The organism is Litoribacter populi (assembly GCF_007483685.1).
GTDB classification, from domain to species: Bacteria; Bacteroidota; Bacteroidia; order Cytophagales; family Cyclobacteriaceae; genus Litoribacter; species Litoribacter populi.
The window spans coordinates 3393440-3407188 of the sequence record NZ_VMKN01000001.1 but is presented as its reverse complement, the minus strand read 5'-3'; the positions used below and the strand labels follow the sequence as shown (position 1 = coordinate 3407188).

General features: G+C 39.2%; 13 protein-coding genes and 1 tRNA gene. 8 read left to right on the top strand and 6 right to left on the bottom strand.

Features of this window, described 5'->3' with window-relative positions; all coding sequences use genetic code 11:
- Nucleotides 1–9 precede the first annotated feature (9 nt).
- Nucleotides 10–1107, top strand: a complete 1098-nt coding sequence (lpxB, locus tag FPL27_RS14780) for a lipid-A-disaccharide synthase (protein WP_143961821.1) — start codon at nucleotides 10–12, stop codon at nucleotides 1105–1107.
- Nucleotides 1108–1188: 81 nt separating this feature from the next.
- Here lpxB and FPL27_RS14775 read toward each other — a convergent pair whose 3' ends face one another.
- A complete protein-coding gene (locus FPL27_RS14775) occupies nucleotides 1189–1842 on the bottom strand; it encodes a hypothetical protein (protein ID WP_185974386.1) in 654 nt (217 codons plus the stop codon).
- A gap of 342 nt (nucleotides 1843–2184) precedes the next feature.
- On the opposite strand from FPL27_RS14775, the gene FPL27_RS14770 reads away from it, so the two are divergent.
- Together FPL27_RS14770 and FPL27_RS14765 are read left to right on the top strand one after the other, a co-directional pair.
- A complete protein-coding gene (locus tag FPL27_RS14770; RefSeq protein ID WP_143961819.1) occupies nucleotides 2185–2991 on the top strand; it encodes an alpha/beta fold hydrolase in 807 nt (268 codons plus the stop codon).
- Nucleotides 2988–4103 carry a sensor histidine kinase gene (locus FPL27_RS14765; protein WP_143961818.1) on the top strand — a complete coding sequence of 372 codons (1116 nt, stop codon included), beginning with the start codon at nucleotides 2988–2990 and terminating at the stop codon, nucleotides 4101–4103. The genes FPL27_RS14770 and FPL27_RS14765 overlap by 4 nt, the downstream gene beginning before the upstream one ends.
- Before the next feature lie 81 nt (nucleotides 4104–4184).
- Here FPL27_RS14765 and FPL27_RS14760 read toward each other — a convergent pair whose 3' ends face one another.
- The 5 genes from FPL27_RS14760 to FPL27_RS14740 all read right to left on the bottom strand — a co-directional run bounded on the left by FPL27_RS14760 (nucleotide 4185) and on the right by FPL27_RS14740 (nucleotide 8428).
- Nucleotides 4185–4811 carry a fasciclin domain-containing protein gene (locus FPL27_RS14760; RefSeq protein WP_143961817.1) on the bottom strand — a complete coding sequence of 209 codons (627 nt, stop codon included), beginning with the start codon at nucleotides 4809–4811 and terminating at the stop codon, nucleotides 4185–4187.
- A 143-nt stretch (nucleotides 4812–4954) separates the two neighbouring features.
- Complete coding sequence (gene clpX / locus FPL27_RS14755) at nucleotides 4955–6181, bottom strand: ATP-dependent Clp protease ATP-binding subunit ClpX (RefSeq protein WP_143961816.1); 1227 nt, start codon at nucleotides 6179–6181, stop codon at nucleotides 4955–4957.
- Nucleotides 6182–6183: 2 nt separating this feature from the next.
- Nucleotides 6184–6855 (bottom strand): ATP-dependent Clp protease proteolytic subunit, encoded by a 672-nt coding sequence (locus FPL27_RS14750; RefSeq protein WP_143961815.1) that lies wholly within the window; start codon nucleotides 6853–6855, stop codon nucleotides 6184–6186.
- Nucleotides 6856–6931: 76 nt separating this feature from the next.
- Entirely contained in the window at nucleotides 6932–8257 is a 1326-nt protein-coding gene (gene tig, locus FPL27_RS14745) for a trigger factor (protein ID WP_143961814.1), read from the bottom strand.
- Nucleotides 8258–8346: 89 nt separating this feature from the next.
- Nucleotides 8347–8428, bottom strand: a tRNA-Leu gene (locus tag FPL27_RS14740).
- Between the two features lie 216 nt (nucleotides 8429–8644).
- On the opposite strand from FPL27_RS14740, the gene FPL27_RS14735 reads away from it, so the two are divergent.
- The 5 genes from FPL27_RS14735 to FPL27_RS19850 all read left to right on the top strand — a co-directional run bounded on the left by FPL27_RS14735 (nucleotide 8645) and on the right by FPL27_RS19850 (nucleotide 13650).
- Entirely contained in the window at nucleotides 8645–10867 is a 2223-nt protein-coding gene (locus FPL27_RS14735) for a RelA/SpoT family protein (protein WP_143961813.1), read from the top strand.
- A 59-nt stretch (nucleotides 10868–10926) separates the two neighbouring features.
- Nucleotides 10927–11400, top strand: coding sequence for a Fur family transcriptional regulator (locus FPL27_RS14730; protein ID WP_143961812.1), 474 nt, complete (start codon nucleotides 10927–10929; stop codon nucleotides 11398–11400).
- Nucleotides 11390–11737, top strand: coding sequence for an STAS domain-containing protein (locus tag FPL27_RS14725; protein WP_143961811.1), 348 nt, complete (start codon nucleotides 11390–11392; stop codon nucleotides 11735–11737). The genes FPL27_RS14730 and FPL27_RS14725 overlap by 11 nt, the downstream gene beginning before the upstream one ends.
- A gap of 187 nt (nucleotides 11738–11924) precedes the next feature.
- Nucleotides 11925–13196 carry an adenylosuccinate synthase gene (locus tag FPL27_RS14720; protein ID WP_143962184.1) on the top strand — a complete coding sequence of 424 codons (1272 nt, stop codon included), beginning with the start codon at nucleotides 11925–11927 and terminating at the stop codon, nucleotides 13194–13196.
- Nucleotides 13197–13512: 316 nt separating this feature from the next.
- Nucleotides 13513–13650, top strand: a complete 138-nt coding sequence (locus FPL27_RS19850) for a hypothetical protein (protein WP_185974385.1) — start codon at nucleotides 13513–13515, stop codon at nucleotides 13648–13650.
- Nucleotides 13651–13749 lie beyond the last annotated feature (99 nt).

Genomic DNA, 13749 nt, shown 5'->3' with positions numbered 1-13749 from the left:
TAATTTACCTTGAAGTTTTACATAATTGCTGGTGAACGTTCGGGAGACTTGCACGCCGCCAATTTAATCCATGAAATTAAAAAACTCGACCCCAACTCGGAGTTCAGAGGAATGGGGGGGGATTATGCTGCGGGGGAAGGCGTGGAGATTTCGGTTCATTATAAAGAAATGGCGCTGATGGGGTTTGTGGAGGTGGTTTTGGGTTTTCGAAAGGTGCTGAAGTACCTTGCGCTGATCAAAAAAGACCTGCTTGACTATAAACCGGACGCGCTTATTTTGGTGGATTTTGGTGGTTTTAATATGAAGATAGCTAAGTTTGCCAAGGCTAACGACATCCCTGTTCATTACTACATTCCTCCCAAAGTATGGGCGTGGAACCAAAAACGGGCCCTGAAGCTAAAGGCATACACAGATCAAATCTACACTATTCTGCCCTTCGAAAAAGAGTTCTTCCGCAAGTTTGCCATGGAAGTCCATTATGTGGGCAATCCTCTTTTGGACGAAATCAGGAAGTTCAAACCGCATGATTTTTTCCATCAAAAAAACCAACTCAATTATCAACCCATCATAGCTTTACTGCCTGGAAGCCGCAAGCAGGAAGTGAAAAACATGCTTTCCACCATGGTTGGTGTAATTCCCAAATTTCCCAATGCACAATTTGTCATCGCCGGCGTAAGGAATTTGGATCAGCAAATCTACCAAGAGGCTTTAAATCTAGGGGTAAAAATCGTTTTTGATCAAACCTATGATTTGCTACACCATGCCACGGCAGCCATCGTCACCTCGGGTACGGCAACATTAGAAACCGCTCTTTTTAGAGTGCCCCAGGTGGTGGTGTACAAAACCAGCGGAATCAGCTACGCCATAGCCAAAAGGCTCATTAAAGTCCCATACATTTCCTTGGTTAATCTAATAGCGGAAAAGGAAGTTGTGAAGGAGCTGATTCAGGGAGATATGAATGTTGACCGGGTGAGCTCAGAACTGAATGCCATATTGGCATCGATTCCGAGAAAAGCGGAGATATTGGATGGGTATACGTCCGTAATGGAGCGAATAGGGGAGAGTAATGCCTCGGAGGTGACTGCCCGACTAATTCTAAAACTTTAGCCCTCTACTGGGCCTAGTCTCCGAAATAAAGGGTATATGTCATGTTTTCAAAACCAATTACCTTTAAGACTTTAACTAAACTTAATCATGTTCCCTAGGTTTATTGGCGGAGACATTAAACCTAATTTTATGACTGACTTTTCCATCGGTGAACCTTAAGCCATGTAAGGCGTTTTCATCCCAATCAAACCAGTTATAAGTTCCGGTGAAGTCTTTAGAAACTTTTAAGTATCCAAAATCATCTCTGTTGAAATTGGGGTTATTATATTCAACGGCAGGAACAATCTTTAATATAAACACATCCAAATTTCCCGTTTGAGTTTCGATAATTAGTAGCTCAGTGACAACTTGCTCTTTTATACGTTCATATATGAATGGAATGTCTGCTTTAGTAGGGGCTTCGATATTAATGGGAAAATACACATCTGTATAGGAAAGTCCAAAAATGTGCACTTTTTCATTTTTCGGGTTAATCTCGTTTCTATACTTATCCCAATGTATAGTCCTGTGCAAGGGTTGACTCCCAGCTTCAGATGTTTTTAAGAATACTTGCTTTTGTTCAAGCTCCTCAAGCTTTTGTAATATTTGGCTATCTAATGCAGGGTTTTTATTAGCGGTGTTGGGAGTTGTTTCTGATTTGACCACACATCCAGTGGTAATAGTTACTGCCAAAATCAAAGCTCTATCACGCTTTAAAGCTTTAATATAAGGGATAAATCTCATAATTGATCTCATTATATAAGTTTGTTACCAAAAGTTGGTGGGAATATATGGGATTACAAATTTAGTTCAAAAGGAATGAATCTAAATTTTGGGACCGGGCATATGTCCCTAAGTAATTTCAAAGGATATTTTTTGCTTTGGGATTGATTGACTTGGTAAGTTGTTTATTTTAAGATAGGGGTCATTTGTTTATAAAATAAGATAATTTGTTTATTAGGGAAGGTTTAGTCTAACTTCTACGCTTCAGATTTAAACTATTTCATTTAAGATATTTTGGCGCTGGTTTAAATTTAATGTAATTTTAACGATATTAATTTGACTTATGCTGTTTAAGAAGATTCTAATAGATTGCAGATGAATATAGATATTAAAACTAAACACAATGTCACCCGTGCCGGGAATGGAAGTCAGACCATCATGTTTGCCCATGGTTATGGATGTGATCAGAATATGTGGAGGTTTGTTGCCCCTGCTTTTGAAGATAAATATGATGTAGTTCTATTCGATTATATTGGATCGGGGCAAACAAATGATGATTTGTATGATTTCGATAGGTACAGTTCCTTAGAGGCCCATGCGGAGGATATTATTCAAATATGTGAAGAAATGGAACTGAAAGATGTCATTTTTGTGGGGCATTCGGTGAGTTCCATGATCGGGGTTTTGGCAGCGGGCAAAAGACCGGAGCTATTCAACCATCTGATAATGATCGGTCCTTCTCCTTGTTATATTAATAAGGATAATTATTATGGGGGCTTTTCTAAGGAAGATATTGACGAACTCGTTGAGACTTTGGAAAGCAATTATGTGGGATGGTCCAGCTTTATAACACCAGTCATAGTTGGCAATCCCGATCAACCCGAGTTCACCGAGGAGTTAAACAGCAGTTTCTGCCGCATGAATCCGGATATTGCCAAGCATTTTGCAAAAGTGACCTTTCTTGGAGATAATCGAGAAGATTTAAACAAGGTTTCTGTGCCATCTTTGGTTATACAATCCGATCCTGATTCCATTGCTCCGGTAAAGGTAGGTCAGTATGTACATCAAAACCTCCCTAACAGTACTTATAAGAAGCTGGAAGCCTCAGGACACTGCCCCCATCTTACTGCACCAGGTCAGGTTATTAATGTTTTGAAGGACTATTTAATTCATAGCAATTGAAACCTATATCAAATATAGAAGATACTGAAGAATTGTATCAAAATGCACCATGTGGTTATTTGTCCATTTGGTCAGATGGAAGTATTTTCAATGTCAACAACACATTGCTTAAATGGTTGGGGTATCAGAGGGAAGAAGTGCTTTCTGGCAGGTATTTTCAGGACTTCCTGACAATTGGGGGCAAATTGTTTTTTGAAAGCCATTTGATACCTCTATTGCAGATGCGGAGTGAGGTTTCCGAGATTAATATCGAGCTGAAAGGAAAAGATTCAAAAAAAATCCCGACCCTAGTAAATTTAAAAAAAATAGAAAGTCCACTCAAGAATAAAGAGGTTTTTTGGATATCTGTAATTAATATTGCTCAACGGAACCTGTTTGAAAAAGAGCTTATTAAAGCAAAAAAAGTGGCTGATGAGAATTCCAAACGATTGATAGAGTTGACCCAAAACTTGGAGAAATTTGCAAGCACTTCAACTCATGGCCTACAGGCACCTATTCATGCCATTGCAGATTTAATTTCACTCTTGGAAACTAATAACTTAATCAAGCCAGGTTACGAAAGTCAGCGGATTATTTCTATGATGAAAACGAACTCCACTCGGTTAGATAGAATGATTCTCGATTTGGTAGATTATTCTCGAATCCTTGATAAGGAAATTTGCTCAGAAAAAGTACCTCTAAATGATGTTTGCAATAAGGCCCTAGATTTCATTGATAAGGAATTTTCAGTAAATAGAGCTCATTTTATTATTCCAGAGTTACCCTTGGTGCTAGGAGACCCTGATCAACTTGAGTTGCTGTTATATCATATTTTCAAAAATGCGATCAATTATAGATCAGAGGCTGTACCTGTAGTTAAAGTTACTTTTACCAAAAAGGATAAATTTTATGTGATTTCGATAAAGGACAATGGCATTGGAGTGGAGCCTGAAAATCTAGGAAGAATATTTAATTTCTTGGAGCGATTACATACTTACGAATCAATACCAGGAACAGGACTTGGGTTGGCGATTTGTAAAAAAATCGTAGAAAACCATGGGGGAGTTATAAGGGCAGATTCAGCATTTGGCAATGGCAGTCTTTTTTATTTCACTCTGCCTATTGAAATATGATTGCCCACATTAATACCTAAAAAAAAGAGATGTTACATTGTACATGCAACATCTCTTTTTTTAATTAACATTTTCGTATTCCTATTTTCTATCGATTGGGTCTGCCAATTCATCCAAAGTAATTACGTCATCCATAATATGGATTACTCCATTTTCAGCATCAATATCACCAGTTAAAATTGATGCTCCTCCAATTAAGACTGTTGTTGGTTTTCCTGCTGGAGTAACAGCTCCGTCGATATCTACACTGATTTCTTCACCGTGCTCAGTTCCCAATACTTGATTATTGTCAAAATTGGACATGTAAATTTTTTGAGGAACGATATGGGCTCTCACTAATCTTAATAGTTTTCCGGAATTCTCGTCTTCTAATAAAGAGTTATATTCTTCCACTGATAATCTTTCAAATGCGTCATTAGTAGGGGCGAAAACCGTAAATTCTTCTCCATTGGATAAATTCGGTTCAATTCCCGATTTTTCAAGTAATTCTGCAAAAATAGAAAGTTTTTCTTCTTTTTTTATTAATGAAAGAACATCATGATTCTCTTTATTGCTTATATCATTGAAAAAGCTAAGCTCATTTTCATCAACTTCGGAGATTTGTGTATCGGTAGTGGTATTTACTTGGGCTACTCCTGCGAAGCTGACCAAAAAAGCCAATAGAAGTGATAAACTAATTTTACGGATTAAATTTGTTAGGTTATTCATATGGTTAAATTTTATGGTGAATAATTTGGTTTTCTTAAAATTATCAATAATTGTACCTAACTTATTGAGTATAAATAAATAAGGCGAACCTGAATACAGATCCGCCTTATTTAGTTTAATGTAAAATTGATATATTTTGATCCTTAAGCCACCTGCAACTTTTTAAACTTAGATTTATCAAACTGCTCACGGGCATATTTTTCATCTATGACCAATTCCTTGACAGACTTGTCGGATGGCAACTCATACATGGCATCAGTGATTATAGCTTCACAAATGGAGCGCAGACCTCGGGCTCCTAGGTTGTATTCCATAGCCTTTTCGACGATATAGTCAATTCCGCTTTCCTCAAAGGTTACTTTAACATTTTCCATTTCCAGCAATTTTCTATATTGCTTGGTAAGGGCGTTTTTAGGCTCAGTAAGGATGCTCTTCAGAGTTGCTTTGTCCAAAGGATCCAAGTGAGTAAGCACCGGCAATCTACCGATCAACTCAGGTATCAGTCCAAATGACTTCAAATCCGGCGCTGTTACATACTGGAGCAAGTTATCTCTATCAAGTTGGTTGAATTCCGTTTTTTTAGAAAAACCAAGTGGTTGGGTATTCAACCTGTTTGCTATATGTCTTGCGATTCCGTCAAAGGCTCCACCACAAATGAATAAGATGTTTTCGGTATTTACCGCAATCATTTTCTGGTCTGGGTGTTTTCGTCCGCCTTGTGGTGGCACGTTTACCACAGTGCCTTCAAGAAGCTTTAGTAAAGCCTGTTGTACACCTTCCCCACTTACATCACGTGTAATGGACGGGTTGTCAGATTTCCTTGAGATTTTATCAATTTCATCAATATAGACAATCCCTCTTTCGGCGGCTTCTGTATCGTAATCGGCAGCTTGGAGTAATCTTGTCAAGATACTTTCCACATCCTCACCTACATAGCCTGCTTCAGTAAGTACAGTGGCATCAGCTATACAGAATGGGACTTCCAAGATCTTGGCGAGAGTTTTGGCCAGATAGGTTTTACCTGTACCAGTATCACCTACCATGATGATGTTGGATTTCTCAATCTTAATTTCCTCTTCCTCGTCAATTTTCTGATCCAACCTTTTGTAATGATTGTAGACGGCCACGGATAGTACCTTTTTGGCATCCTGCTGTCCGATCACATAATTGTTGAGGTATTGGGTAAGCTCCTTGGGCTTTTTAAGCTTAAACTTGAATTTCTTGTCTTGCTTTTTGGTTTTTTCCTCTTCACCAAGGATCTGGTTTGCTTGGTCGATACAATGATTACAGATATGAGCTGAAATCCCTGAGACCATGAGGTCCACATCCTTTTTATTCCTTCCGCAAAAGGAGCATGTAACTTGAGCCATATTTATTTCTTTCTAACTAGTACTTCATCGATAAGGCCGTAAGCCTGGGCTTCTGGGGCTCTCATCCAATAATCTCTATCACTGTGTTTTTCGATCTCTTCAATATCTTTGCCTGAATGAAGGGCCAAGATTTCGTATAATTCCTGCTTGAGAATCAAAATCTGACGTGCTGTGATCTCAATGTCAGAAGCTTGCCCTTGGGCTCCTCCCAATGGCTGGTGGATCATCACTCGGGAATGTGGCAAAGCTGACCGCTTACCTGCTGCACCCCCGGCTAACAATACCGCTCCCATAGAAGCAGCTAAACCGGTGCAAATAGTTCCCACTTCCGGGGCTATATATTGCATGGTATCGTAAATGCCCAAACCTGCATATACAGATCCACCTGGACTATTGATGTATAGTAGGATATCCTTCTTGGCATCCACTGATTCCAAGAATAATAATTGGGCAGTGATGATATTGGCAATATGGTCATCTACCTGTGTGCCTAAGAAAATAATCCTGTCCATGATCAACCTCGAAAAAACATCAATTTCGCGGAAATTCGTAGGTCTTTCCTCAATAACCGACCTTGTCATGTTCTCGATATGGCTGGTATATTGGTCAAAAGCTGTACCGCTCACCCCTTGATTATGAATGGCGTATTTTCTGAATTCGTCTTTGTTAATCATGCGTTGTAGTTTTAGTCTATACAAAAATAAAAAAAGCCCTTAGAAAAGGACTTTTTATTAACGATATTTCTAACAATTAGTTTGCCAAAAGCTCCTTGAATTCGTCAAGGCTAATTTTTTCTTCTTTCATCTTGATCTTCTCTCTGACAAAGCCCAAAACCTTTTCGTTTTGTACCGAGGTCATCATTTGCATGTAATTCTGTCCCTCGTTGCCTTTAAGGTAATTATCAACGAACATGTCCATATTGTCTTCCATCTGTGCTCCTAGGCCAGATGAAGCCAATTGCTCACGAATCATTTCCTTTGTTTTCTCGATCACATCCTCATGTTCAGCTTTGATCTCATTGTCATTGGCGATCTTGTTGGAGATCAATGACCAAGTCAATTGCTTCGCGTACATGGGATATTCTTTTTCGATATCTTCTTGGCTAACCTTGTCATTGGCTTTAGCCAACCACTCTTTCAAGAATGCTTCTGGAAGTTCTATTTTGGCATTTTCTACCAATTTATCCTTGATTTTTTCTTCTGTATAGGTTTGGGTTTCTCTGTCATAGTTTTCAGACATGATTTCCTTTACCTTGTTTTTGAACTCCTCTTCAGTGCTAACTTCATTAGGGCCAAATACCTTGTCGAAGAATTCCTGATCCAATTCAGCCTCTTCGGTTCTATTGATGTTCTGAACAGTAAAAGTATAAGTACCGGAAATTTCGGCAGCCTCTTCTTCTGACATACCTAGAACTTCAGCTAGGTCAGTCTTGATAGCTTTAGAAGGATCAAATTCGATTTCAGCGCCTTTTTCAACTCCGATAAATTTCTTCACTGATCTACCATCCATTTTAGAAAGCGGTAGGGAAAGAGTTTTTTCGAAGGAACCGTCAGCAGATTTCAAATCCCCGTAAAGAAAGTCATTTTCTTCACTGACTTCAGGATTAGTCATCTTGCCGTACTGCTTCTTAAGGTTTTCAATCGCCTCGTTCATTACCTTATCATCTACTTCAATTGAGTAGGCAGTAGCTTCCATGGATTCGTCTACTTTGATGTCAAGGTCTTCTACGAATCCGATTTTGTATTCGAATTCAAATTCCTGCTGATTCTTCCAATCAATATTTTCAGCGCTTTCTATCACAGGAAGTGGCTCGCCCAGGATTCGGAAAGACTGCTCCTTGATATACTCATTCAGCGATGAAGAAAGGATGTCGTTGATCTCATCCACCAGCACAGATGTGCCATAAAGGTTTTTCACCATAGAAATGGGTGCCTTACCTGGACGGAAGCCTTTAATATTGGCCTTCTTGGCATAGTCCTTCAGTTTTGCATCAACTTTTGGTTGATAATCTGCCTCAATTAAAGTAATTTTAATGGAGGCTTCATTTGCAGAATGCTTATCTAATTTGATTTCCAAGGTAGTATTGATTAAGTTTCTATGAATGAACTAAAAACCCTCAACCTCGATCCTGAGTTGTGTCAGGACCGTGATCGAGGGTCTGTAAGTGCGGATGAAGGGACTCGAACCCCCATGCCTCGCGGCGCTAGATCCTAAGTCTAGTGCGTCTACCAATTTCGCCACATCCGCGTCTCTAATGTGAGTGCAAAGGTAATAAAGAAATTGTTTCTGGCAATAGTTCCAGAGATAAAATCCGATAAAAAGTTGAAAAAAAATCCCTCAACATACCGGCCTCAAATAGTGTTGTTATACTATTTGTTTGAAAATGAGAGTCTTGTTTAGAGTCCTGAAAAATATGCAAATCACCCTTATCAATAAAAAAAGTTTTGTTATAACTTCGATTATATGATTAAAGTAGACCTAGAGTTAGAAAGGAAAGAAATTCTAAAAAGATATAGGAAGTTATTACGGATGGCCAAGCCGGTTTTGAAGCCTGGGGACGCCAAAATTATCAAGAAAGCTTTTAACGTATCCAGTGAGGCCCACAAGGAAATGCGGCGCAAATCAGGGGAGCCATATATTTACCACCCTTTAGAAGTAGCCTTGGTCTGTGTTGAAGAGATTGGACTAGGTACCACTAGTATTGTGGCGGCCCTGTTGCATGATGTAGTTGAAGATACAGAATGGGAGCTGGAAGATATCCAGCGGGAATTTGGGACCAAAGTTACCCAGATCATTGATGGATTGACCAAAATTTCGGGAGTGTTTGAGTACGGTAGTTCTCAACAGGCCGAAAACTTCCGGAAAATGTTGCTGACTCTTTCAGATGATGTTAGAGTGATATTAATTAAGTTGGCAGACCGGTTGAATAACATGCGGACTTTGGAAAGTATGCCCCGGCACAAGCAGCTTAAAATTGCATCTGAAACGATGTATCTGTATGCTCCACTAGCCCACCGATTAGGTTTGTATGCCATCAAGTCTGAGCTTGAAGACCTATATCTTAAATATACGGATACCGAAACCTATGAATTTATTGCTCAAAAAATCAGTGAGACAAGACTTTCTAGAAATCGTTTTATCAAAAACTTCATAGCACCTATAGAAAAGGAATTGACGGTTTTAAATTTTATTTATAACATTAAAGGAAGACCAAAGTCGATTTACTCTATATATAATAAGATGAAAAAACAGAACATCCCTTTTGAAGAAGTGTATGATCTGTTTGCCATAAGGATAATCATCGATACGCCTTATGAGAATGAAAAAGCAGATTGCTGGCAGGTGTATTCTATTGTCACGGATTTTTACAGACCCAATCCTGATCGCTTGAGGGACTGGATAAGTACACCTCGGGCTAACGGCTATGAATCTCTTCATACCACTGTTATGAGCAATACCGGGCAATGGGTGGAAGTGCAGATCAGAACTCAAAGGATGGATGATATTGCTGAAAGGGGATATGCTGCACATTGGAAGTATAAGGATAAAGATTCGCCAAGTAAGGCCAGTCGGGGATTAGACGAATGGATCACCCAGGTAAGGGCACTGATGGAGACCAATGATGGTTCTGCTATCGAATTCATGGATGATTTCCGCAGCAATCTTTTCCATGACGAAGTATTTGTGTTTACCCCAAAAGGGGATCTGAAAGTTTTGCCTTTTGGGGCCACAGCTTTGGATTTTGCTTTCGACATTCATACCGAGGTAGGGGCTAAATGTATCGGTGCTAAAGTCAACCAAAAACTCGTCAGTATTAGTCACCCTCTGAAAAATGGTGATCAGGTTGAAATCCTGACTTCCAATAAACAAAAGCCCAATGAGGACTGGCTGAAATCGGTAGTTACTTCCAGGGCTAAGGCTAAAATCAAGGATGCCCTTCGGGAAGACAAGAAGTCCACCATTATGGATGGGAAGGAAATTGTTCAGAGAAAACTGAAACAGATGAAAATGGATTTTTCTTCTGTGGCAGTAGAGCAACTCCGAGCTTTTTTTGAAACCAAAACTGCAAATGAATTTTATTATAAGGTAGGGAAAGGAACTATTGACCCTACTTCCATCAAAAGTTTCAAGGAATTTAAGGATACCAAAAAGCAAAAGAGCAAATCCGAAACGGCCCATAAGATCGTAGATGAGCCGTCCTTTGTCAAGGAACTAAAAAACCTTAAAGGACCGAGCCATGATCAATTGCTTATTGGTGAAGATATGGATGTGGTGGATTATGTCCTGGCCAAATGCTGCAACCCTATCCCCGGGGATGATGTGTTTGGGTTTGTTACTGTCAATGAAGGTATCAAAATTCACCGTACATCTTGTCCCAATGCTTTAGAACTGCTTTCCAATCATGGTAACAGGGTGATTAAGGCAAGGTGGACTAGCCAGCAGGAAATCGCTTTCCTTGCCGGACTCAAAATCGTGGGGACGGACAGGGTAGGACTGATTAACGATGTAACAAAAGTGATTTCAAATGAATTGAAAGTTAACATGAGATCCATTACTGTGGATTCCGATAGCGGCATATTTGAAGGTTCTATTAAGTTGTACGTACACAGTACTCAGCATCTTGACAACCTAATAAAAAACCTCATGAAGGTAAATGGCGTAATCAAGGTGACGCGCTTTGATTAGAATGGAATCATTTCTGATTTTCTCATGTATATTTGTAGAAATAACAATCCAAATAACGAATGGCCCTAAACGAAACCCTCTTTGAGGAAGTAAAAAAAATCTTTACAGCCTATCTAGAGAATAAAAAGCTTAGAAAGACCCCAGAGCGGTATGCAATTTTGGAGGAGATCTATGGTAGGGGAGGTCATTTTGATGTGGAATCGCTCTACATCAGTATGAAAAATAAAAACTACCGGGTCAGTAGAGCTACCGTGTATAATACATTGGACCTTTTGGTGGAATGTGATTTAGTGACCAAACATCAGTTTGGAAAAAACTTGGCCCAGTATGAAAAGTCTTATGGTTATAAACAGCATGATCATTTGATATGCACAGAATGCCACCAGGTGATGGAATTCTGTGACCCCCGTATCCAAAACATACAGAATACTGTGGGGGAGGTTTTGAATTTCAGCATCATTCACCATTCATTAATATTATACGGAAATTGTAACAAGGAAAACTGCGAAAATAGACCTGCATATGAAAGTTAGCTATGAGGCCATCAAAGAGGATGGTTTATTAATTTTGAAGATCCAAGGGGATCTTATCGGGGATGAAATTGGTCCCAGGTTGGTTGAGGTGGTATCGGATGCAGTAAATGAAAAGATCAAAAGGTGTGTGATAGACTTGAAAGATGTCAGGTACATTAGTTCAAGTGGGATTGGAGTGCTGATCACTATGCTCACCAAGATGAGGAATGCTGATGGAGAGGTTTACCTTACTTCCCCTTCTGAGCATGTGAAAAAATTGCTTATAATTACAAAGTTGAATAATATCTTCAATGTTTTTGACTCGGTAGAGGAAGCCAAGGAAAAAATAAGCGCATAATACATTTAATGTTTTATTATATGGAAGCCTTGTTTCGGTTGAAGCATGGCTTCTTTGTTTTTGGCGGGAGTGCTTAATTGAGGCTTCAGTAAATAATAAATACCTGTTTTTACTTGTAATATTTTCAATGAATCGCAAACTTCACGCCTCAAAAGAAAATAATCTACTTCAAGATAATTATATAAATATGAAAATGGACGTTCTTTTAGGTCTACAGTGGGGTGATGAGGGAAAAGGGAAGGTGGTAGACTACCTTGCGCCAAAATACAATGTGGTTGCCCGATTCCAAGGCGGTCCAAATGCAGGTCATACGTTAGAATTTGACGGCATAAAACATGTTCTCCATCAAATTCCAAGTGGCATTTTTAGAGAAAACCTTAAGAATATCATAGGAAACGGGGTGGTATTGGATCCGGTAGTGCTCAAAAGGGAGATTGAAGGACTGGGCAAATTCAATATGTCTGTGAATCAAAACCTGTTTATTTCTAAGAAAGCAACTATTATAATACCTACCCATAAACTTTTGGATGCCGCTTATGAAAAATCCAGAGGTGAAAATAAGATCGGCTCTACATTAAAAGGCATAGGTCCAACCTATCAGGATAAAATAGGAAGAGTTGCTTTGCGGGTAGGGGACATCATGAGTCCCGATTTTGATAAGAAATACAATGAGCTTGTAGAGAAGCATAAGTCCGTTTTAGGATTCTATGAATATGACGTAAAAGATCTTCCAGAATTAGAAAAGGCTTTCTTCGATGCGGTGGAGTTTTTCCGAGAACTAAATCTCATCGATAGCGAATATGAAGTGAATGAGGAGTTGGCAAATGGCCAAAGGGTGTTGGCTGAAGGAGCGCAAGGATCATTATTAGATATTGATTTTGGAAGCTATCCTTTTGTAACCAGCAGCACCACCATGACTGCCGGTGCCTGTACCGGTCTTGGAGTTGCGCCATCAGTGATTGGGGAAGTGTTCGGTATATTTAAAGCCTACTGCACCAGAGTAGGGAGCGGGCCGTTCCCTACTGAGCTTTTTGATGAGGATGGTGAAAGGATGAGAAAAGAAGGAAATGAGTTTGGCTCCACAACCGGTCGCCCACGGCGATGTGGCTGGATTGACCTTCCTGCCCTCAAGTATAGCATTATGATCAATGGGGTGACTCAATTGTTTATGATGAAAGCAGATGTCCTCAATATATTCGAAAATATCAAAGTTTGCACTCACTACGAGCTGCCTGACGGTTCTACGATTGATAAATTGTCTTTTGAAATTTCAGAGATTGACGCTAAGCCCGTTTATCAGACCTTGAAAGGCTGGAATTGTTCTTTGGCTGAGGTAAACAAATACGAGGAAATGCCTCAAGAGCTAAAGGATTACGTCACTTTCTTAGAAAAGGAATTGAATGTATCCATTAAAATGGTTTCAGTAGGTCCTGACAGGACTCAGACTATAATGAAGTAATAATAAAAATCCGGCCTCGGCCGGATTTTTACTTTTGTTTGGAAACTTTTTAATTGCCAAAAAACTTTTTAAAGTTGATCTTCAGCTAGTTTAGGAAAACCCACAATTTTAATCTGATTAAACAGTTGCCAAATCCATAAAGGTTGTGCACCTTTGCATTCCCAAACGAGGGAATTACAAATTGAAATAAAGAGAATAGCTTAATAAATATTTGAATTATCGCCCAAAAAGAAATATAATTTTATTTGGGAATTGATTTTGAAAATAAAGTTTTTCTCATCACCTTTGCAAACCCAATCGGAAAAAGGGTTGTTCAGTGGAAAAGTCCACTGGCGGAAAAATTGAAATACTGCAAAACGCGGATAAAAATATTACAAATTTTATTCTCCAAAATTTTGCAGGTTTGAAAAAAGGAGTTACCTTTGCAACCCGTTCAGCAGGAATGGCATTGTAAAACCCACAGGTTGATGATTTAACCTCATTTGCCGGAAACGTCCGGCGAGAAGTTCTTTGAAGTACTGTAAGACAAAATACGACAAAACATCCAAGCATA